Source organism: Occallatibacter gabretensis (assembly GCF_001449115.1).
GTDB lineage: Bacteria > Acidobacteriota > Terriglobia > Terriglobales > Acidobacteriaceae > Telmatobacter > Telmatobacter gabretensis.
Genome location: NZ_LAIJ01000010.1, coordinates 401556 through 424328, shown reverse-complemented (window position 1 = coordinate 424328; position 22773 = coordinate 401556). Strand labels below are relative to the sequence as shown.

Genomic DNA, 22773 nt, shown 5'->3' with positions numbered 1-22773 from the left:
TCATTTTGAATTTTCTCCCATAATAAAATCCAATGTTCGCTGGGCAGTTATGAACTGATTCTTGCCAGCTTGGTGATACGACCGGTGCTGTTCCAATCGGAAACGTAAATATTGGTGTTCTTGTCGATGAAGCAGCCATGGGCGGCGCTGAAGATTGCGGGCGCTACCTTGCCGGGATCGACGGTGTAATTGGCCCACTGTTTTTTGTCGCGATTATCGCCGAGGAAGGCAGTCGCAACGTTGTCCTTGTCAAGAATGGTCACGCGGCCCTCCAGTTCCGAAACTATTGCGTAATCCCCATAGAAACTGATCTGGCAGGGACGGCGCAAATGCTGAGTTACTGTCCGGACAAACTTTCCATCGAAGTCAAAGTGGCAGAGACGGCGGTTTTCGCGGTCGCAGATTAAGAGCAGCGGCTGGTCGTAACGCACATCGATGGCCATGCCATGACTGCAGTCCATCAGGCCGTCTGCCGCACCTTTGCCAGAGTAGGCGGCGAGATAATTTCCCTTCTTATCGAAGTGAAAAAGCCGCGAGTCGCCATAACCGTTGGCAATAAAGATGGAGCCATCCGGTGCGGGAACCGCTGCGGTCAGTCGCCAGGCGTCGGGAGTTTTGAAACCAGCTTCAGGAGGTGCGGTAATTTTCTGAGTCACACTGCCGTCAGGCCGGAACTTGATAAATAACCAGTTCTCCTGCGGCGTGCCCTTCTGCACTGTCGCATAAAAAACTTCTTCGCCGTTCTCGTCCGCGTGAACTATCGAATGCACCTCAGGATACTGGCTGAGAATTGTCTTCAACAACGTACCTTCGGGACTGTATACAAGCACGCCTGTCGCGCTCTGCGTGCTGATGTAAACGCGGCCCGCGTTGTCCGTGGCAATGCCTCCATGCGTGCCTCCAAATTCAGTTCCGGCGGGCAGATGGCCCCATTCGGAAACCACCCGGTAGGTCCATTCTCCATTGCCGGTCAGGAGCTCCCGCGGCTGCGCCTGGCAGGGAACCTGAGCGGTAGATGTGGCAGGCTCGACGAGTGTCGTAAGGGCTGCGGCGCCTGCAGCCGTGAGAAAGCCGCGGCGGTTAAGGCCTGACGGAATGGCGAGCGAGGCGGTGGGCCGTATGGAACCTTTGCGGGGCATAAGTTGCCTCATTCTTTCTTATCGCCGGTTGCAAGCCTTGGCTCGGCAATCACCGGCACAGGAGCGGGCGGCCGTGCGGGAGTGTCGAAAAGGTAGACGTGCTGGAGGTTCTTCATCGTGGCAAGCTGTGCAGCAGCTTCCTTCGTGAGCTTCGTGTTGCTCAGGTTGAGGTAGACCAGATGCGGCAACGCCGCCAGCTTCGAGATTCCGGCACCTGTGACTGCTGTTGCTTCCAGATGAATAGCGCGGAGGTTCTGGAACTTCGCGAGCGTGTCAAAGCAGGCATCGCTAACCGCAGTGTGTCCCAACTCAACCTCGACAATATATGGAGCAAACTTCTCGAATTGCTTCAGTTGTGCTTCGTCAAAGCTGGATGCCACATCGATTGTGTGAAGCACCAGTCCGTCGGAGGGCTTGGACGAAACAGTCATCAGCTTTGCGCCCTGCGCACTTTGCATCTGGTGGATCTCTGCCATCAGGCTGCTGTAGTCACCAACAGGTGTGATGGGCGGGTCTTTCGGCGTTTCCGCGAATGTAATTCCCGGCATCGAAGCCGCAGCAGGCGAAGCGCCCTGCGCAATCCACGTCCGAATCCACCCAATCTCCTCGGCACTCAGCGGCGGGTGCCCCTCAGCGGGCATGAACAACTTGTTGTCCGCCGGCAATGTAATACGTTGCAGCAACAAGCTCTCCGTGGGCTTACCCGCAAGGATAACCGCACCGTCTTTGCCGCCCTTCATCAGCTCGGCGTAGGAATCGAGCCGCAACCCACCCTGCACTTTACTCTGCCCGTGACAGCTCAAACAGTTCGCGTCAAAGATAGGGTGAATGTGCTTTGCATAAAAAGAGCCATCATTCTCCTTCGTCTGGCCCGACATCGCAAAACGTTGCAGCGGCGCAGGAAGATACTGCGTAAGGTAGTTGCCGCCGTAGGTCAACGAGCCTCCCTGGTGCGCGGTGTAGATGAGCAGAAGCAGCACGACCGTTAGCAGCAGGGGATAGATCCGCGAAACATCCGCGGCAACCCACTCGCGCCGCGCCATCAGGCAAAGCAGCACGCCTATCGTAAGCGCGATGCCGGCCCACATATGATGGACAACCGTTGCACCTTGCGCGCCGCTGCCGTATGCCAGCAGGTAGCCGAGCGTGAGGGCGCCCACAGAACTGAGAAAGGCGAGTGTGAGGACAAACCCGGCAGCTTCGCGCAGCGCTGGCCGTCTGCGCCCGGCAATTTCGAGCAGTGGCAGTAATACGAGGAAGCCAATGGGCAAATGCACCGCTAGCGGATGGAAGCGCCCGAGGAACTGTTGCCAGTTGGCGTGCTGTTTTCCGTCAAAATGAAACAACACTGGCAATAGCAGCAGCAATACACTGACACCGATCGCCGCGAGCGCGGTAGGTGTGCGCAGCTGTGCCAGTAAAGGCTTGTAGCGCGCGAAGGGGGATGGCTTGACTCGATCCTTTTGAACTTTCACTGGAGAGACTGTCACGGGAGAAGTTCCTTTCCCGCGCCGTGGGGCAGACTGCCGGTCAATGTACGTTCCCCTCTACTTTGTAATCGTTTCGTCGAGGTTGAGAATTTCACTGGCAACCATCGTCCACGCAGCCAGCTCCGATGCGGGAATCGACGAATTCGCCTTTGACTCTCCGACCGCCAGCAGCGCATGAGCGGCCTTCGGGTCAGCGTCATAGTGCTTCTTCATCTGCTCGTAGGAGCCCATCAGCACGGAGGTCATCTGCGTGCTCGGCTCGCGCGAAAGCAGCACTTCAGAAAGCATGTCAATGCGATCCTCGGGAGCTTTTCCTCCGGTCAGAATTACCCTCTGTGCCAGGTTACGTGCAGCCTCCACCCATTGCGTGTCGTTCATGGTCACCAGCGCCTGCAGCGGTGTATTCGTCCGCTGCCTTCGTGTGCAAACCATGTCGCGCATCGGTGCGTCAAAGACGTCCATGTCTGGCATCGGCGCCATCCGCTTCCAGAAGGTATACATACTGCGCCGGTAGAGCGCTTCTCCATGATCCTGCACATAGTGCAGCGTGTCGCTCCCCGAATAGCTCACCTGCTCCCATATGTTCGCGGGTTGGTACGGCTTCACGCTGGGGCCGCCGATCTTGCGCGCCAGCAGCCCGCCCGACTCAAGCGCAATGTCTCTCAACATCTCGGCATCCATGCGGAAGCGTGGCCCATGCGAAAGCAGCAGATTCTTCGGATCCTTGTTCAGTTGCTCGGGCGTCGACTTTGCGCTCTGCCGGTAAGCCGCTGACATTACCATCAGCTTGTACATGTGCTTCATGTTCCAGCCGCTCTCACGAAACTCGACGGCGAGCCAGTCCAGCAGTTGCGGATGCGTAGGCCGCTGGCCCATGATGCCGAAATCTTCAGTCGTCTCAACAATCCCCGTGCCGAAGATCTCGTACCACATGCGGTTCACCGTAACCCGCGCTGTAAGCGGATTCTCCGGACTCACCACCCATTGCGCCAACGCCATGCGATTGCGCAACTCGCCTGCGGGCAACGACGGAAGATAATGCGGCGTGTCTGCTTCCACGCGCTCAGTGCGGTCCGTGTACACGCCCCGCTTCAACACATCGGCATACGCCACCGTGGGTTTTTCCCACGCTACCTGCGTTAACGGTCCTCCAGCGGAGAGCTTCACGAGATTCTTCTCCAGCTCCGCGGCCTGCGATTGCATCGCGCGATACGAAGGGTCAACGCTGTTCAGGTAGTATTCGCTGACCGTATGCCATTGATCGCGGTTCCACTCCTTTTCGGGCCGCGAGAGAATCTCCGCAACCACGTCTTCCTTCGGCAACCGCGTTGCTTCGTCACTTGAAAGAACGCGGCTATAGAGCCGCAAATCCTGGTAACGCGTATCATGCAGCGCAGCCGACTCCGGGTAGCGCCAGCCAAGTTGCATTGGCGCCGTGGTGCGAATGCTTCCCTGCCCCAGCGTGTCCGCGACGATGCGCGTTTCTACCGGCTTGCCATCGATATACATCTTCACGCCCGCGGCCTTGCCCGAGCCGTCATACGTGAAGGAAATATGCCGCCAGTCGCCGTCCGGTGGAAGCTGTTCTACTGTGGCCACTGCGATGCCCGTCATTGGAGGCTCTTTCTTCTTTTCCTCCTCTGCTTTTTTCTTTTCTCCGGCACGCCTGGCAATTTCCTTCGGATCGTTCTTCTTTCTCTCGTCTTCTGCTTTCTTCTTTGCTTCCTCCGCCTTGTTTTTGGCCGCTTCTTTTGGATCTACAGGCGGCTTGTATGCGGCCAGGTCCTTCTTCGTCAAATCAACCGGTGAAGGATAGCGGAAGGTCTCCGCATTCGGAAGAGTGTTCTTGTTTTTTGCTTCCTCTTTCGCATCCTTCTTCGGCTCAGGAAACTCCTTCGGCGACTGATTGATGATATGAACCGTCAGGATGCCGTTCTTGATTGCGAGATCCCACCCGCGGTTGTGCTGCGTGGTGTCCATCTTCGACACCAGCGCCCCATTGGCATTGTCCAGTGTGTATCCGGGGCCAACCCCCAGCATGATCCAGCTCCCAAACGAGAACGGCTGGTTCCACTCATAATCACCCGTTTGCCCCAGGTCGATACGCGTCCCCGTATCAAGGCGGAAATCCGGCCACAGCAACGTGGTCTCGCCCCACTGCGGCTTAATCTTGCCGATCGGAAAGCTCGCCATCTGCGCATGGGGCACGCTGTTCTTCAACACCTCGCCGCCGCCCTCATCCAGCCGCAGCCGCAAGGCCAGCTTGTCGTTCAACACAGGATGCGGCTTCTTCTGCCCCTGGGCAATCCACTGCTTCACCAGCTCGCGCTCGTGATTGCGCATCTCTTCCAACTGCGCGTTCAGTGCCGTCTGCTTCGCAATGATCTTGTTGAACGCCGCCTCATTGGCCGGCAAAGGCACCCTCGCCACCGGCGTCCACACCGGCCGGTCCTTGTTGTACGGCACCTCGTCAATATTGTTGAAGAAGGCACTCAGCGCATAGAAGTCCTTCTGCGTTGTCGGGTCGTACTTGTGATCGTGGCAAACGGCGCAGCCCACCGTGAGGCCCAGGAACATTGCGCCAAAAGACTCTGCCCTGTCGCGCGCAATGTTCACCTTCAACTCCTGCGGAATCGTGCCTCCTTCGTTGCTGCTCAGCCCCAACCGCACATAGCCGCCACCGATCAGCGGATCCATATTGTCCGCCTTCATCATGTCGCCGGCGATCTGTTCCATTGCAAAGCGGTCAAACGGCTTGTTGCTGTTGAACGAACGAATCACGTAGTCCCGCCACGGCCAGATATGGCGGCTGTTGTCATAATGCAAGCCATACGTGTCTGTATAGCGTGCGTAATCCAACCAGTAATGTGCCCGCTGCTCCCCAAAGGCCGGGCTCGCAAGCAGCCGGTCGACCAGATGCTCATAAGCATCCGGCGATTTGTCGGCGTTGAACGCCTTCACCTCATCCGGCGTGGGTAAAAGTCCCGTCAGATCCAGCGTCACCCGGCGGATCAACGTCTCTTTATTGGCTTCAGGAGAAGGGTGGAGCTGTTCCTTCTGAATCTTCGCCAGCAGAAAAGCGTCAATCGGGTTCTTGATCCAATGAGCATTATCCGAAGGTTGCGGCACCGCAGGACGCACCGGCTTTTCAAAAGCCCAGTGCGGCCGGTAAATCGCTCCTTCCTGAATCCACTCCTTCAGAACAGCAATCTCTTCCGGCTTCATCGGGCTGGCCTGGCCTTGCGGATTCTGCGGCATCAAATAGTGCGTGTCATGGGATTCGATGCGCTTGATGATCTCGCTTTTCTCCGGATGATACGGAACGATAGCGTCCGGATGCCCGTCGCGCTTCTTCATGCCATACTCGGCCAGATCCAGCCGCAGCCCGGCCTTTCGCATCTGCGGATCAGGCCCGTGGCAGCTGAAGCAACGGCTCGCCAGCACGGGCTGCACATCCTCGTTAAAATCGAGATGCTGGCCTGCGCCAGTGCGGGCGACACTCGTTTGCGTGTTACGGCAGCCGTCGGCAGTCGCCAGCAGCAACGCCACTGCCGCCGCTGCATACAACAGGCGTTTGCGACCTTTCAACCGCTTTGGCAATCTGATCTCCAAGACACCAACCCAAAAAATGCTAAGCAAGTAATCCCTGCACCACACTGGCTGGCGTAGTTCCCGTCAGCTTTTGGTCCAGTCCCTGAAACTCATACGTGAACCGATTGTGATCAATGCCCAGGCAATGCAGGATCGTGGCGTTGAAATCCCGCACAGGCACCGGGTCCTTCACCACGTTGTAGCTAAAGTCATCCGTCTCGCCAAAGGTAATGCCGGAGCGCACGCCACCACCAGCCATCCACGTTGTAAAGCAACGCGGATGATGGTCGCGTCCGTAATTTTCCTTGGAAAGCCCGCCCTGGCTGTAAACCGTACGGCCAAATTCGCCGCCCCAGATCACAAGCGTGTCATCCAGCAATCCGCGCCGCTTCAGGTCCGTCACCAGGGCATAACAGCCGCGGTCTACCTCGCTGCAAAGCTGCGGCAAAAGCCCCGTCACATCCCCATGGGTATCCCAGCCGCGCTTGTAAATCTGCGTAAACCGCACCCCGCGCTCAGCCATGCGCCGTGCCAGCAGACAATTGTAGGCAAAGGTTCCTGGCTGCTTCGCCTGTTCCCCGTAGAGATCCCACGTTGACTGCGGCTCCTTGCGCAGGTCCACCAGATCGGGCACGGAGGTCTGCATGCGGTAGGCCATTTCGTACTGCGAAATGCGCGCATTCGTCTCCGGATCGCCCAGTTCGGCCAGCGTCTGCCGGTTCAATTCCTCCACCGCGTCCAGCATCTTGCGTCTCACCTCCCGGTCCACGCCGTCAGGATCCGACAGGTACAGCACCGGGTCGCCGCCTGACCGTAGACCCACGCCCGCAAATTCGGACGAAAGAAAACCGCTGCTCCACAGACGCGACGAAACCGGCTGATTATTCTCCTTATCGTTCAGCTTCGTTTGCAGCACAACAAAGGTCGGCAGATTGTCATTCATGCTGCCCAGCCCATATGCGAGCCATGAGCCCAGGCACGGTTTGCCTGCATTCATGTTGCCCGTATTCATCAGCATGATCGCGGGCTCATGGTTGATGGCGTCCGTATTGGTGGATTTAATGATCGTCAGGTCATCCACCATCTGCGCCGTGTACGGCAGCAAATCGCTTACATGCGCGCCCGACTGTCCATAGCGCTTGAACCCCCAGTGCGACGGAGCAATGGGAAAATGCGCCTGGGCGCTTGTCATGCCCGTCAACCGTTGCCCTCCGCGTATCGATTCCGGCAAATCCTGGTTAAATCGAGCGGCCAGAGCCGGCTTATAGTCGAGCAAGTCGATTTGCGATGGGCCACCGGACATGAAGAGGTAAATGGCGCGCTTAGCTTTCGGAGCAAAGTGCGGCAGGCCAAGTTGTTCCGCCCGGGAAATGTGCGCATTCGAAGCCCCGCCAGCATGAGCAACACGGCTCAGAATGCCTTCGCCTGCAAGACTGGCAAGCGCGGCCCAACCTAGCGCTTTTCCTGCCCGGCCCAGAAAATTACGGCGTGTCTGGACGGCCGCCCACTCCTGCTTCAAAGCCAGCGGTACGGGCATCTTCATCACATCCAGGGCAGTCTCGCAATCAGTGCAAAGCGGATGTTGCTTCATCGCATCTCCTTAACGTCTGATCTCCATGAGAATACGTTCAGGCTTCACGACAAAAATACACAGCCGCCAACCTCGATCAACATGATAATCCCCGCCGGGGAAGGCCGTATGCAATTCTCTGCTCAAATGGGCTGCGCTTGCGGACAAGTCATGAAGAATGTGCACTATACACTCCCGAAGAGAGCGCTGCAATTTGCTGGGGTGGCGAGAGACAGCATGTCCTTGTTGTAGTCCGTGACCGGTCAGAATTTTGACCACAGCTTGAACTGGGTGATAACGTTTCCACCGAACCATACCAGACACGTTGCCGCGCGACAAGAAAGGATTCGTCGTGCGCAGGACACTCCGGAGACATGTCATGAATATGCGAACCAGCCGCGTTTCCCCAGCCCTGATGACAATTGCCGCGCTGGCACTATTTTTCGCGCTTCATGCCCGGGCCGCCGAAGCTCAAGGCCAGACACATATCGAGCCGTTGGGAGTCTTTGAGAGCCACGGCGATGTGGGGACTGTGCTCCACGCCGGCGCAGCCCGCTATGATGCCGGGGCAGGAACGTACACCGTGACAGGCAGCGGCGAAAATATGTGGTTTGGCACGGATGATTTTCATTTTGTCTGGAAAAAAGCCTCAGGCGATGTGGCGATCTCGGCAGACATCGCATTTGAGGGCACTCAAGGCAACAATCACCGCAAGGCTGTGTTGATGATCCGGCAGAGCCTCGATGGCAACTCGCCTGCCGTGGACGTGGCCAGGCATGGCGACGGACTAACCTCGCTGCAGTTTCGGCTGGCGCCCGGCGACGATGATCATGAGGTGCAATCGAACCTTGTGGCTCCGGAGCGGGTGCGTCTGGAAAAGCGCGGCGACTTCTTTTATGCCTTTGTCGCGGGGAAGGACGGCAAGCTGCATCCCTCCGGCGCATCCATCAAGCTGCCCATGAACGGCGAATTCTATGTAGGCATCGGCGTGTGTGCGCATGATAAGAACGCGACAGAGACAGCTCGCTTCTTGCGCGTCAAAATCGAAGCCCTGCATGCTGCCGGTGATATGAAACCCATTCTCTGGAGCACGCTTGAAACGGTTCCGATTGCCTCCACCGATCGCCGCGTGGCTTACGTGGCGCAGGCGCACTTTGAGGCGCCCAACTGGTCGCACGATGGATCGTTCTTCCTGTTCAATCAAAACGGCGGCATCTACAAACTTGCCGTCGGCGGAGATACGCCCGAGCATATTTCCACCGGCGCGCAGGTACAGTGCAATAACGATCACGGTATCTCGCCGGATGGCACTATGATCGCCTTCAGTGATTCAACTCAGTTGAAGAGGTCTCAGGTCTATACGCTGCCAATTACCGGCGGCACGCCGAAGCAGATCACTCCGAATGCGCCGTCCTACTGGCATGGCTGGTCGCCGGATGGCTTAACGCTCGCCTTCACCGGCCAGCGCGGCGATAACTTTGACATTTACACCATTCCGGTTGCTGGAGGCGAAGAGAAGCGCCTGACCACCGCTCCGGGACTGGACGATGGCCCCGAGTACTCGCCCGATGGTGCGTGGATATACTTCAACTCTGAGCGCACCGGACACATGCAGATCTGGCGCATGCATCCCGACGGCGGCAGCCAGGAACAGGTCATTATGAGCGAAACCAATGACTGGTTTCCGCACATATCGCCCGACGGCAAATCCATGGTCTACGTCAGTTTTGAAAAGGGCGTTACCGGTCATCCGCCCAACAAGGACGTAACGCTGAATGTAATCACACTGGCCGACAAGAAGGTTAAGGTGTTGGCTCACCTTTTCGGAGGGCAAGGCACTATGAATGTTCCCTCATGGTCGCCCGACAGCACCAAGGTAGCTTTCGTCAGCTATCAACTCCTCATTGACGAGCCGCGCGATTAAGTCAGCAATCCATTTAGGATGGTGAGCGTCATGAACCTGTCCCTCTTTGCGCCCCGCTTTTCACGCATTGGCTCAGTCGTCTGCTTTGCTACCGTTGCATGCCTTGTGCTTGTGCCTTATGCACGCGCCCAGCAGACGCCAACCGAAGTCTACGGACCCTGGAACGTCATTGTTCTTCCCGACGGTCCCGGCCTCTCTGAACCTATGCCCGGAGCCTATGGCGGCCCGCCATCAGCAGGTCCAATCCCTGCGGAGTTGCTTGCCGCCCATGCGCAATGGACAATCTCCTTCTGGTTTCGCTCTACAGACACTCTCAGCACTGATGGAACTGTGCTTCTTGCCGGCTTTGGCGACCCAGCAGCCAAAGATGCCCGCTTCATCGGCCTTAAGGGCAATCATCTTGCCCTCTGGCTAGGCACTGGATCAGGCAAATTCATCACATCTGACAAGCCGCTCTCCAGTGCCGAGTGGCATTTTGCCGCCGCCGTCAGCGAAGGAGACAGAGTTACACTCTACGCCGATGGCAAAGCGGTCGCAGCGTCTTCTCTTTTGCAGGACGCCGTCGCCGCGCATCTGGTAATAGCTCCTTCGCAGACATCAGGTGTCTCCAGCCTGCACTTCGGCGGAAAGATCGCCTTCCTCAAGCTCTACTCCCAGCCCCTCACTGCCGCGCAGGTTGACAATTTTGCAGCAAATCCCCCGGACTTCGGGCTCCCGCAATACACGGAGACTTCCCTTCACTGGTCCGTCTCCACGCGCGGAATGCTCGGCCAGAACCAGCCGCAGGATCCCATGACGCTGCCGAATGGCAAGGGGGAAATTCAGAAGTCGGTTGCCAAGCCTCTGAGTGCCGCTGACCTGCACACTGAACTTGCCGGCGGCAATCCGTGGACACTGCGCGGCGGATGGAAGCTTGCCGCCGCTCCAGACGTGAAGGCTGCGGGTGAAGAGATTTCGCGCGTGGGATTTGGTGCGGACAGTTGGCTCGCTGCTACCGTGCCTGGCACCGTGCTGACCACGATGATTGATCGCGGTATCTATCCGGACCCCGACTACGGCCTCAACAACCTTGCCATTCCCGAGTCGCTGGCCCACCAGGACTACTGGTATCGCGTCGAGTTCAAGTCACCTGCAGTCTCGCAGGGAGATCACATCACGCTGACCTTTGAGGGAGTCAACTATGCCTCGGAGGTTTGGCTCAACGGGAGCAACCTGGGCGGCTTTACCGGAGCTTTTCTGCGCGGCAAGTTTGATGTGACATCCTTGCTGGCCGCGAATGGAGCCAATGCGCTCGCCATTCGCGTAAGTCCGCCACCGCATCCGGGATTGGCGCAGGAGGAGTCCATCAAAGCAGGCCCCGGTGAGAATGGCGGCATGGAGATGCTGGACGGACCCACCTTTGGCGCGGCAGAGGGATGGGACTGGATTCCGAGCATACGCGACCGCAACACCGGCATCTGGCAGGATGTTACCTTGACCAGATCCGGAGCTGTCGAAGTCGGCGACCTGAACGTGATTACGACACTGCCGAAGGCGGATCGAAGCGAAGCCGACGTTGAAATCGAAGTGCCACTGGTCGATACAGCGAACTCCGGCGTGGAGGGCGAGCTAACCGCGAGCTTTGACAATGTGACGGTGACAAAGCACCTGCACATAAGTCCCGGCGAGACCGTGGTGCGCCTCAAGCCAGAGGAGTTTCCGCAGCTCAAGGTGCAGCATCCGCGCCTGTGGTGGCCCAACGGCTACGGCGAGCCCGCGCTTCATGCGCTCACGGTGCGCTTCACGGCCGATGGAAAGGTTTCGTCGGAGCAACAGATCGATTTTGGCATGAGGGAAGTGAGCTACGAGCTCTCGCTGATGGACGCGACTGGCCACTTGCGCCGCGTGGAAGTGCTGCCGAGCCGCACACACGATGAGGCTGCTCCTCTCATCAACGAGTCGAACCAGGGCATTCGCAGCATCGAGGACAAGACGCCGAATCTGCTGAAGCCGGGGCAGCCCTCGCCGGAATGGATGCGGCAGGCCTGGGTACATTCGCTCGCGCCGGGTGCTGAGAAAACGCCGTCGATTCGCCCTGTCGATGGCGACTGGCCCAGTACGGACCTTGTGATTAAAGTAAACGGAGTGCGCATTGCGGCGCGCGGCGGCAACTGGGGCATGGACGACAGCCGCAAGCGCGTCAGCATCGAGCACCTGGAGCCGTATTTCAGGCTGCATCGCGACGCGCATGTGAACATCATCCGCGACTGGATGGGACAGAATACGGAAGAGAACTTCTATGCACTGGCCGATAAATACGGCCTGATGGTGTGGAACGATTTCTGGGAGTCCACGCAAAATTACAACATCGAAGCACAGGACCCGGAGCTGTTTCTCAACAATGCGCGCGACAGCATTCTGCACTTCCGCCATCACGCGTCGATTGTTCTGTGGTGCGGACGCAATGAGGGAGTGCCGCAGCCAATCATCAACGAGGGCCTGGCCAAACTGGTGCGCACGCTGGACCACACGCGTTACTACACCGGCAGCTCCAACCGGGTGAACCTGCGCAATTCCGGCCCGTACCAGTTGCAGACGCTCGATACCTACTACAACATCAATCGCGGCTTCAGCGTGGAGCTTGGAATTCCGAGCGTTCCCACGCTTGAGGGCCTCAAGGCATTCATCCCCGAGCCTGATCGCTGGCCCATCAGCGATACGTGGGCGTATCACGATTGGCACCAGTTGGGGAACGGAGCCGTGAAGCCTTTCATGCAGACCATGGAGAAGGATTTTGGCGCGCCGACGAGCCTAGAAGATTTTGAGCGCAAGGCGCAGATGATTGACTACGCCGCGCATCGCGCCATCTTCGAGGGCTTTGCGGCGCATCTTTGGCAGCCGAACTCGGCGCGCCTCATCTGGATGACACAGCCAGCGTGGCCCAGCACTGAATGGAACTTTCTCGGCTCGGACTACGACACACAATCGAGTTTTTTTGGTTCACAGAAGGCCTGTGAGCCGATCCACGCACAGCTCAATCTGGTCGACAGCTCCGTCGATCTCATCAACCTGCATGAAGCACGGCCATTCAAGGTGCGCGTGCATGTCGTGGGCGTCGACGGCAAAACTTTGAGCGATGAAACCACTTCCGTACAGGCCGCCGCCGATGCGCGAACGCCCGTAAGCAAGCCCGATCTCGAAAAGCTTGCCGCCGGCCACACTGTCTTCGTCCAGCTGCAGGTAAGCTCCGCCGACGGCGCGCCCATCAGCGATAACTTCTACTGGTGGTCGAGGGACGAAACCGCTCTCCGCGAACTCGGCAATCTCCCCGAAGCCACACTTTCCACCACTGCCACCGTGAGCGCCGCAGATGGCGAGCGCAAAGCTCTGGTGCGTATTAAGAACTCCGGACCTGCACCCGCTCTGCTCGTCAAGCTCACGCTCAAGGACGCCTCCACCGGTGACCGCATTCTTCCCGCCTACTACAGCGAGAATTACGTTTCGCTGTTGCCGGGCGAAGAGCGCAACGTTTCCATCGAGTTCCCTGGAGGAGCCATAAAACCTGCGATCGGCCTGCGTGGTTGGAATTTGGAGACAAGCACAGTTGCCGTGCAGTAAAGCCACGCCGAGCTAGCTTGCGAGACTTACGGCGAGATTCAGTAACCTGCAGCTTGTTCCGCCTCTCCGGTCAAGCGGGCGCGGCCATCTTCTCATCGGGAATGCTGTCGCAAGTCGGATACCACTGCTATGCGGCTCCGCAGATTGCCTAGGCCGTGGGCCCCAGCACCGTGGGATCAATGCTGGACGGCATCCCATCTGATTGCTTGGAGTTCTTCATCGAGACGAAATGTTTTGAGTTCGCGAACGCACCTTTAAAGTTGCGGATCCATTTACGGGGTCGAGGCGGAAATGAGATTGATGCCACCAAAGATCATGCCGCCAAGGCGGCCGTTCCCGATCGGCAACGCTTCCAGCCATCGTTCCGCGAACTTTCTCGAACCTTAATAAACCTTTTGGAATCAATTTATTGGTTGCCCCCCAGGGATTCGAACCCCGATATGATGCTCCAGAGGCATCTGTCCTACCATTGAACGAGGGGGCAACTAGCGCAGAAAATCCGGCTCGTAGCCTTATGTGAGCTCATCGTGACTGGCGCCACGTTTTTATGAGCGAACCTGTTGATCATAAGGGATTGGCTCCCTTAGGTCAAACAATCAGCCGTGGCAGGCGGTTGACTTATCTCAGGTCTTCTAAAGGCACAGCTCAGCACGTGCGTCGCCGGTTCAGCATCCACCGCAGATTTTTTGTACTCTCTTTATGACTCTGTTATGTCTAAGTGTGCAAAATCTTTATATAAACATTAGAGCTCCAAAAAGAGACGGAAGGTTTAATTCACCTGCTGGTAGGATAAGAACGGAATCGAGCGTGGAGATTTTTCTCAATTTCGCCTGGGCAGCTCTGGCCTCTACGCTTGTGGTCTTGTGGCTCCGTACCGGTTGCCGCCTGGATCAGAACAGGTGCAGCCAGATTATTGCTATTGCAGTTCTGATCGCAATTTTGTTTCCGGTGATCTCTGTCAGTGACGACCTGATGGCAGCCCAGAATCCCGCCGAAACAGATAATTCCTTGCGTCGGGATCACCTGACGCCGGGAAGCGCGCATCTTCTGCAAATAACTGCCGTAGCGCCGCCTTCGATCCGTACTGTATATGCTTTCGGTATTGTTCAGTCTCTTCCTCCAGGAAAGCCTGTGTTACGTGTTGTTGCTCGTCCTGCACTGACGTCCATTGCGAACCGTCCTCCGCCTGTTGCATAGCTGCGCCCCCATCTTTTCTCGCATAATCAGGCTTTTCCCCTTTCCGAGTCCGCCGTGCAAACCGCGGCGTAAGGCATGTGTATGAACAGAGTCTTTCCTTCCCTGTCTCCACCCGCGGTGGCAGTACTGCTCGCGCTCGCGCCTGTCTCCCTTGCCGCACAGCAGGGTCTCACCTGGGATCAGGTGAAAGCCCGGTTCGAAGCTTCAAATCCCGTTTTGAAGGCTGACGCCGACAATGTGGCCGAAATGAAGGCGCAGGAGATTACTGCCTATCTGCGTCCCAATCCTCAGCTTTCCATGACGCTGGACCAGACTTACCCTTTCGGCAAGCATTACGATCCAAATATTCCGGGCAGTGCGTATCGGCCGCTCTCCGACGCACTTACGACAGGAAATATCAGTTACCTGCACGAGCGCGAGCACAAGCGCGAGTTGCGCCTCGAAACCGCTCAGGAAGGCACGCGAATTACGCAGTCTCAACATGAAGATCTGGAGCGTAACCTGATCTTCTCCCTGCGTACAGCATTTGTGAATACGCTACAGGCGAAATATGTTCTCGGTCTGGCAAAAAACGATCTTGAGTTCTACGACAAGATCATCGACATCAGCCAGCACCGTTTCAAGGCCGGCGACATTGCGCAGATTGACCTGGACCGCATAGAACTTCAGCGCGTGCAGTATGAGTCCGAGCTTCAAACCGCGCTCGTAAATTTGCGCACAGCCAAGATTCAGCTGCTGCAGATGCTTAACGATCGCACTCCGATCGACCAGTTTGATGTCGCCGGCGCTTTCGATTTTGGCGACACACTGCAACCGCTTGAGACCTACCGAGACGCCGCAGCCGCAGCGCGTCCAGATCTCCAGGCTGCTCTGCAAACAATTCAGCAATCGCAAACCAACCACAAGTTGGCCATTGCAAATGGTTCGACCGACCCCACCTTTGCCGTGGACGGAGGCGCCAATCCTCCATTGGGTCCATATATTGGAGCCAATGTGACGATCCCGTTGCGTATCTTCGACCATAATCAGGGCGAGAAGCAACGCACACAGATCGACATGGATCGCGCAGCGCAAGCTGCCGAGGGCACACGCGCGCAGGTTTTCAGCGATGTAGACACCGCGTTTGAGCTTGTCCGCAGTAACATTGCCCTGCTTAAACCCTACAAAGAGAAGTACAACGATCAGGCCACGCGTGTGCGCGAGACCGTGAGCTATTCCTATCTTCATGGCGGAGCTTCACTGATGGATTTCCTGAGCGCGCAAAGCGACTATCGCCAGGTGCAACTGGCTTACGCGCAACTAGTGGGTGCATATATGACGGCCGCCGGACAACTGAATCTTGCAGTCGGACGCGAGGTGATTCCATGACGCAGCATTTCTGTGCGAAGAAGTATTCAGCAGCTCTTACACCGCTCGTATTGGGAGCTTTGCTTCTCACTGGATGTAAGTCGAAAGAGCAGGGCGATGGAGCACCGCCTCCGGCGCAGGTGGTTCAAGTTGCCGACATGAACCTGATCGCGATTGACAGCAAAGATGTAAACAAGTTCCCTCTTGTCACCGCGGAAAAAACTGAATCTGCCGCAGAATTGTCCACCACAGGCACGGTCTCGCCCGATATTTCGCGGGAGGTTCCGGTCATTTCTCTCGCGAATGGTCGCGTAGTCGACATCAAAGCGCGATTGGGCGATAACGTTAAAAAAGGGCAAGTTCTCTTTCAAGTCCAAAGTCCGGATATCACAAATGCATTCAACGCATATCTCAAAGCTGTCAATGATGAGCAGCTTGCTAAAAAAGCTGATTTACGCGCCAAGGATCTCTTTGATCATGGCGCCACCTCACAGGCCATGCTGGAACAGGCTGACGATGCGGAGAACAATGCAAAGGCTGATCTCAACGCCGCTGAAGAACAGCTGAAGCTCTTCGGAGTCGACAAGGATCATCCCAGCAACGTCGTCAACGTTGATGCTCCTGTCTCCGGCGTCATCATTGGTCAAAACATCACCAATGCTGCTGCTGCGGGTGTTTCGCTCTCAGGATCGGCAACTGCGTTTACCGTTGCTGATCTCTCTACCCTGTGGGTTCTCTGCGATGTGTATGAAAATGACATCCCCAAACTCGCGCTTGGGCAGGAAGCTCGCATCAAAGTAGACGCGTATCCCGATAAGCCGTTGCACGGCCGTATCAGCGACATTGGCCCTGTGCTCGATCCGCAATTGCGCACTGCGAAGGTTCGCATTCAAGTGGACAATCCCGGATTTTTGAAGCTGGGCATGTTTGTCACAGCGACATTCACCAGCCGCAAAAAGGAGCAGCACGTCGTTGTTCCTGCGGACGCGGTGCTTCATCTGCATGATCGTGAGTGGGTCTTTGTACCTGTCGGAGACAGCCGCTTCAGGCGCACTGAAGTACTCGCCGGGCAGACGATCGATGGCAATCGTCAGGTGATTCTCTCCGGGATCGATCCCGGCCAACAGGTTGTTGGCAATGCTCTCATGCTTGAAACAGCGGGGAACCAGTAATGATTCGCGCTCTTGTCGATTTTGCGCTCACGAACCGCTGGATTGTCCTCGGCGGAACGGTATTGCTGACCCTGTGGGGCGTTCTCGCCTTCCGCGATCTTCCCATTGAAGCCTATCCCGACGTTGCCAATAACTACGTGCAGATCATTACGCAGTGGCCCGGCCGCTCGGCCGAGGAGATCGAGCGCCAAGTCACGGTACCGGTTGAAATCCAGATGGCCGGCATTCCACATCTCACGCATCTGCGCTCCACCACCCTCTCTGGCATTTCGAGCCTCATGCTCATCTTCGATGACGAATCGAAGGGCGACGTAAACCGCGAGCACGTGCTGGAGCGGCTGAGCCAGGTAAACCTGCCGGCCGGCCTCACACCGCAGATGGGAACGGACTGGAGCCCCGTCGGGCAGATTTTCTGGTACACACTTGAAAGCACCAACCCCGCCTACGATGTGATGGAGAAGAAATCGCTTGAGGACTGGACGCTTGAAAAGACGTTCAAAGGGGTCAAAGGTGTGGTGGACGTTTCAAGCTTTGGCGGGTCCACCAAGGAATATCAGATCAAACTCGACCCGGAGAAGCTGGTCGCTTACGGCCTTTCCATCGCACAGGTCGAACAACAAATTGCCGCTAATAATTCAAATGGCGGCGGGAGTTTCATAGAGCAGGGATCACAACAGATCAACGTACAGGCGCTCGGCTTATATAAAAGTGTCGCGGATATTGAAAATACCGTCATTAAAACATCGAATGGGGCAGCAATTCGCGTCAAGGACATTGCCGTCGTCGAGCAAGGACCCAAGATCCGCTTGGGGCAGATTGGCCGCGCATGGCACAACCCTGACGGCACGATCGTCGACAATCCCGACACTGTCGAAGGCATTGTCCTGCTACAAAAAGGCGACGACTCCGACCCAGTGCTGCAGGGCATTCACGAAAAGGTCAAGGACATCAACGCGCAGATCCTGCCTAAGGGCGTACAGGTCAAACCGTTCCTGGATCGCTCCAAACTTGTGGCCTTTACCGTGGAGACGGTTGAGCACAATCTTACCGAAGGCATGATCCTTGTCTCGATCATCCTCTTCCTGTTCCTCGGCAATATCCGCGGCGCGATTGTCGTCGCGCTCACTATTCCCTTTGCGCTCATGTTCGCGTCCATCTGCCTTGATATAAGTCACATTCCCGCTAATCTGCTCTCGCTCGGCGCGTTGGACTTCGGCATGGTTGTGGACGGCTCAGTGGTAATGATTGAAAACATCATTCGCCACCTGGCGCATAAGGACGACACACGCACGCCGATACAGAAAATCCGCGACGCCGCGCATGAGGTACAACGCCCGGTCTTCTTTGCGCGCGGCATTATCATCGTCTCCTACTTGCCCATCTTTACCTTGCAGGCGGTCGAGGGCAAGCTCTTCAAGCCGATGGCGTGGACCGTAACCTTCGCCCTTATTGGCGCGCTCATCTTCGCCATGCTTGTGGCTCCCGTCATGTCCAGTCTCCTCTTCCGCAAGGGCGCAAAGGAATGGGAAAACCCTATCTTGCGATGGCTCACGAACCGCTATCGTGTTGCGGTGCGCGCCGCCATCGTGCATCGCAAGATCACTGTTGGCTTGAGCACCTTCCTCTTCGCAATTGCGGTTTATCTCACGGTCGGCGGCCCCATCGGTTCGGAGTTCCTGCCTCATCTGGACGAAGGCTCAATCTGGGTGCGCGGCACACTGCCGCCAAGCGAAGGACCGACGGCAAGCGTGGACTTCACGAATAAAGTGCGTGTCATCCTTGCTTCCTTCCCTGAAGTCACGCAGGTAGTAAGCCAGACGGGCCGCCCGGACGACGGCACCGACACCGCAGGCTTTTTTAATACTGAATACTTCGTCGACCTGAAGCAGAAGAAGGACTGGCGCCCGGTCTTCAACCAGGATAAAGAGGCCTTGATTGCCGCCATCGACAAGGAGCTCTCGAAGTTCCCCGGTGTGCTGTGGAACTACTCACAGCCCATCAGCGACAACATGGAAGAGGCCGTCTCCGGCGTAAAGGGCGAGCTAGCCGTAAAGCTCTACGGCGATGATCTTCGCACGCTCGAGCATAAGGCCGAGGAAATTCAAACCCAGTTGTCCGGCGTGCAAGGCGTGGGCGATCTCGGCATCTTCCGCATCGTCGGCCAGCCGAATCTCAACTTCACCGTGGACCGTAACGCAGCTGCCCGCTGGGGTATTAATGTAGCCGACATTCAGGACGCGGTGCAGACTGCCGTGGGCGCCAATGCCGTTACGCAGGTGCAGCAGGGCGAGGCTCGCTACGACGTCAGCGTCCGTTACCAGAAGCCGTACCGTGACACGCGCGAGGCGATTGAGAACATTCGCCTGCTCTCACCTTCCGGCGAGCGCGTCTCCCTTGCTCAATTAACTCACGCCACGACCGACGACGGAGCCGAACAGATCAACCGCGAGGGAGGGCAACGTTACATCGCCATCAAGTACTCCGTACGCGGGCGCGATCTTGGCTCCACGGTGGAAGAAGCCATCCGCAAAGTAGAGCATCATGTGAAGCTCCCTGCCGGTTACCATCTCGAATGGGCCGGTGAGTACGAGAGCCAGAAGCGCGCCAACCGGCGCATGGCGATTGTGGTTCCCATCACCGTGCTTGCCATCTTCCTCATCCTTTACGCGATGTTCGGCTCCTTCAAATGGTCCATGATCATTCTTGTTTCAGTAATCATGGCCTCCGTTGGCGGACCGCTGGCACTGTTCGTCACGCACACCAACTTTTCCGTCTCATCGGCGGTTGGATTCCTGGCACTCTTCGGCGTCTCGGTGGAAACCGGCGTCATCATGATTGAATTCATCAATCAGCTGCGCGCCCACCGCAGAGGCATGGAGGAATCGAGTCGCGAGCACATCGTCGAAGCCGCCGTCGAAGGCTCCGTCCTGCGTCTGCGCCCGGTGATGATGACGATGCTGGTAGCGACTCTGGGCCTGTTACCTGCCGCCTTGTCACATGCCATTGGCTCAGATTCACAGCGGCCATTCGCCATTGTGATTGTGGGTGGACTTTTGGCAAACCTTATCATTGGCATTTTTCTGCTGCCAACGCTCTATGTATGGTTTGCAAGCGCGGATGACGCCCTTCCGGCGGTAGACATGAACGAGGAGTTCTGAGCCTACTCCTCGCGTAATACTTCAAGCGGCCGCAGACCCAGGATGCGATAACTCGCAAGCCAGCCTGTGGCCGTAGCAAGAATGGCAGTGCCAATCAGTGCCGTGGCCAGGGCGATCCACTCAATGTGGAATGAGATCTGCATTCTATGCAGCAAGCGCTCGGTGAGAAGATTGGCGAAGATGGCGCCCACGAGCCCGGCGAGCAGGCCCAGAACACTGAACTCCACGCTGAAGGTGCGAATAATCCGCATTCGTGTCGCTCCCAGTGTTTTCATCACTACAGCTTCGCGCATCCGGCGAAAGCGTGTGCTGGCGATTGAGGAAGCGAGAATCATCAACCCGGCAAAGATGGAAAAACCGGCCAGAAATCGAATCACAAATGTGATTTGATCGACAACGGATTCAATGCGATTCAGCACGTCCGCCAGATTGATCGTGGAGACCGTCGGATAGGACGCGAAGAGAGCACGCTCGATATTTCCCACTTGCCGCGGGTCAATATGCGCGCCGCCATACCATGTGGCTGTTTCGCCTTTAAGCAACTCTGAAGGCAGAACAAACGGAACGCGCGCGCCAAGGTGCTGTCCGTCTGCTCTGTAAATCGCTGCTACTTTCAGCTTGTGGGTTCCATTCACAGCGGTCGATAGCTCAACTGAAGAACCGACGCCAAGGTGCAACCTCTGCGCTGCTCCTTCGCCGATGGCAATCTCCTGTGCATCCTGCGAGGACCACCACTTGCCCTGCGATATTTTGTCTCCCGCAGGCGGTGTATTTGCCCAGCTCAGATCCGCATTTTCCAGCATTCGTAGCGGAAAATGCTGGCCGCGAAGCTGCTCCAGCGAAACGCCGTTGATGGAAACAAACTGGCCCCGAACCACCGGCATCAGGTCGAGCGGCTCCGTAACCCCCGGAAGACGATCGAAGAAGGTCTTGAAGGCGCCTGCTTCTTCTGTCGTAACGTCCACCACAAAAAGATTGGGCAACCTGGGCGATACCGTCTCATGTATCTCATGCAAAATGGCGGACTGCATCAGATACACCGCGAGAATCAACATGACGCCTGTGCCAAGTGACGCAAGCACCGACGCGGACTGATTGCCGGGGCGATAGAGATTTGCCAGTCCCTGGCGAAGAAAAGAGGGAATGTGAAGCCGCACACGGTTCAGAAGGAAGCGCAGTGTGCGTAGTGTGATTGCAGAAAGAGCGAGCAGGACAGCAAGAGCCGTTGCGAGACCAATAGCGAACACTGTACCCACTGCGGGTGAATCCGAGAGTGCCCAGGCAATGCCGCCCAGAGCAGCAAGCACAACGAGCGAAAGCAAAAGCTGCAGCCTGCGCGACCAGAGCCGTGAGATTAGTCCACGCACTCCCTCTGCATCCTGCTCTACAAGTCTCCGCAACACGAGAACCGGACGCACGCCTCGCACATCGAGCAGAGGAGGCAGGCAGAAGAGCAATGTAGTTAACAAGCCCGTTCCAAGACCTGCACCGATGGAGCGCCAGGGAAAAGAGAATACCGCATGCACCGGCAGCAGTTTGCCGAATACTGCCGGCAGAACTGCCATTACGCCAAGCCCCGCAGCTACTCCAAACAGCGCGCCTGCAAAACCAAGCCCCAACGTCTGCAGAAGAAAAATGCGCAGCAGGTCGGCAGAATTTGCACCGATGGCTTTGAGAATTGCGAGCATATCCATGCGCTGTTCAAGATGTGCATGCATGGACATTGCTACGCCAATCGCTCCGAGTACCATGGCGACCAGACAGATCAGCGAGAGGATTGCCGTCGCTCGATCCAGGCCATCTGTCAGCGCGGGATTGCCTTCACGGTAATCCATCACCTGCGCGTCCGGCAGTGCGCTCTCCAGATCGTGCCGAACGGATTGTGGCGTAACGCTCAAAGGGAGATTGGCAGGCAGCTTGAATAGAAGCCGCTGACTGGCGCGGCTGCCGGGAGCAAGCAGATGCGTGCTATCCAGTCCCGCGCGAGAGATCATGACGCGCGGCCCCATCCCCGCTCCAGCGCTCATGCGATCTGGTTCCTGGCTGAGTACAGCTGAGATGCGGAAATTCTTTCCGCCGAGCCGCAACGTCTGGCCCACATGCGCATTCAGCCGAATGAGGAACTCGTCCGCTACAACCACTGAATCGCCTGCGAGCGCCTGCTGCATAGACATGGCTGGTTCCAGCTCCGCGGAGCCGTAATATGGATATTCCGCTGGATCAACGGCTTTGAGACTGACAAGCAGAGGCACAGGATCCGGTGGCGCGGAAGCCATCGAGATAGTTTCGACAATCCATGTTCCACGGCTGCCGGGAATCTTCTTTTCTATCGCATCGATTTTGCCTAATTGATCCTGTGTTGGAGCACCGAAGATTCGCGCATTCAGGTCGCCGCCCATCAGCGAGCGTGCCTCCGCGCCGAGCGTGCTGCGAAAGCTATCACTGAAGCCTCGCACGCCCACCAGCGCGGCCACACCGATTGCTACCGAGAGAACGACAAAGATGAACTTTCCCGGCGCCGATTTCAGGTCGCGCCAGGCAATTCCGGCCGCACGCTTCCAACTCAAGGGACGCTTCTTTAATCGAGG

Annotated in this window: 11 protein-coding genes, 1 tRNA gene and 1 pseudogene; 6 read left to right on the top strand and 7 right to left on the bottom strand. The window is 57.1% G+C overall.

Annotated elements, in window-relative coordinates; translation table 11 throughout:
- Positions 1 to 47 precede the first annotated feature (47 nt).
- The 4 genes from VO84_RS17975 to VO84_RS17960 form a co-directional block, all read right to left on the bottom strand.
- Positions 48 to 1139 (bottom strand): NHL repeat-containing protein, encoded by a 1092-nt coding sequence (locus tag VO84_RS17975; protein ID WP_058189110.1) that lies wholly within the window; start codon positions 1137 to 1139, stop codon positions 48 to 50.
- Between the two features lie 8 nt (positions 1140 to 1147).
- On the bottom strand, positions 1148 to 2614 hold the full coding sequence (locus VO84_RS17970; protein WP_058189109.1) for a c-type cytochrome domain-containing protein: 1467 nt from the start codon (positions 2612 to 2614) through the stop codon (positions 1148 to 1150).
- A gap of 72 nt (positions 2615 to 2686) precedes the next feature.
- Complete coding sequence (locus VO84_RS17965) at positions 2687 to 6229, bottom strand: DUF1553 domain-containing protein (protein WP_058189108.1); 3543 nt, start codon at positions 6227 to 6229, stop codon at positions 2687 to 2689.
- 31 nt (positions 6230 to 6260) lie between these two features.
- On the bottom strand, positions 6261 to 7811 hold the full coding sequence (locus VO84_RS17960; RefSeq protein WP_197414099.1) for a DUF1501 domain-containing protein: 1551 nt from the start codon (positions 7809 to 7811) through the stop codon (positions 6261 to 6263).
- 358 nt (positions 7812 to 8169) lie between these two features.
- On the opposite strand from VO84_RS17960, the gene VO84_RS17950 reads away from it, so the two are divergent.
- Both VO84_RS17950 and VO84_RS17945 read left to right on the top strand, forming a co-directional pair.
- Complete coding sequence (locus VO84_RS17950; RefSeq protein WP_058189106.1) at positions 8170 to 9714, top strand: TolB family protein; 1545 nt, start codon at positions 8170 to 8172, stop codon at positions 9712 to 9714.
- A gap of 30 nt (positions 9715 to 9744) precedes the next feature.
- Positions 9745 to 13311, top strand: a complete 3567-nt coding sequence (locus tag VO84_RS17945; protein ID WP_082662198.1) for a glycosyl hydrolase 2 galactose-binding domain-containing protein — start codon at positions 9745 to 9747, stop codon at positions 13309 to 13311.
- 272 nt (positions 13312 to 13583) lie between these two features.
- On the opposite strand, the pseudogene VO84_RS23385 reads toward VO84_RS17945, so the two are convergent.
- Both VO84_RS23385 and VO84_RS17940 read right to left on the bottom strand, forming a co-directional pair.
- Positions 13584 to 13673: pseudogene (locus VO84_RS23385) on the bottom strand (glycoside hydrolase N-terminal domain-containing protein); the annotation flags it as partial.
- Between the two features lie 48 nt (positions 13674 to 13721).
- Positions 13722 to 13795: transfer RNA gene (locus VO84_RS17940), tRNA-Gln, on the bottom strand.
- 323 nt (positions 13796 to 14118) lie between these two features.
- Between VO84_RS17940 and VO84_RS17935 the strand changes: the two genes are divergently transcribed.
- The 4 genes from VO84_RS17935 (at position 14119) to VO84_RS17920 (ending at position 20185) form a co-directional block, all read left to right on the top strand.
- Entirely contained in the window at positions 14119 to 14508 is a 390-nt protein-coding gene (locus VO84_RS17935; RefSeq protein WP_058189105.1) for a hypothetical protein, read from the top strand.
- A gap of 117 nt (positions 14509 to 14625) precedes the next feature.
- The gene (locus VO84_RS17930; protein ID WP_231738053.1) at positions 14626 to 15876 is read left to right on the top strand and encodes a TolC family protein; all 1251 of its coding nucleotides are present in this window, start codon (positions 14626 to 14628) and stop codon (positions 15874 to 15876) included.
- Positions 15873 to 17027 (top strand): efflux RND transporter periplasmic adaptor subunit, encoded by a 1155-nt coding sequence (locus VO84_RS17925; RefSeq protein WP_058189103.1) that lies wholly within the window; start codon positions 15873 to 15875, stop codon positions 17025 to 17027. The genes VO84_RS17930 and VO84_RS17925 overlap by 4 nt, the downstream gene beginning before the upstream one ends.
- A complete protein-coding gene (locus VO84_RS17920) occupies positions 17027 to 20185 on the top strand; it encodes an efflux RND transporter permease subunit (protein ID WP_058189102.1) in 3159 nt (1052 codons plus the stop codon). Before VO84_RS17925 ends, VO84_RS17920 begins: the two co-directional genes overlap by 1 nt.
- A 2-nt stretch (positions 20186 to 20187) precedes the next feature.
- Here VO84_RS17920 and VO84_RS17915 read toward each other — a convergent pair whose 3' ends face one another.
- Positions 20188 to 22752, bottom strand: a complete 2565-nt coding sequence (locus tag VO84_RS17915; protein WP_231738051.1) for an ABC transporter permease — start codon at positions 22750 to 22752, stop codon at positions 20188 to 20190.
- Positions 22753 to 22773: the final 21 nt, after the last annotated feature.

Coding starts and splice junctions, on each gene's coding strand:
- VO84_RS17945 (WP_082662198.1), top strand. CDS start 9,745: ATGAACCTGTCCCTCTTTGCGCCCCGCTTTTCACGCATTGGCTCAGTC.
- VO84_RS17960 (WP_197414099.1), bottom strand. CDS start 7,811: ATGAAGCAACATCCGCTTTGCACTGATTGCGAGACTGCCCTGGATGTG.
- VO84_RS17920 (WP_058189102.1), top strand. CDS start 17,027: ATGATTCGCGCTCTTGTCGATTTTGCGCTCACGAACCGCTGGATTGTC.
- VO84_RS17925 (WP_058189103.1), top strand. CDS start 15,873: ATGACGCAGCATTTCTGTGCGAAGAAGTATTCAGCAGCTCTTACACCG.
- VO84_RS17975 (WP_058189110.1), bottom strand. CDS start 1,139: ATGCCCCGCAAAGGTTCCATACGGCCCACCGCCTCGCTCGCCATTCCG.
- VO84_RS17950 (WP_058189106.1), top strand. CDS start 8,170: ATGAATATGCGAACCAGCCGCGTTTCCCCAGCCCTGATGACAATTGCC.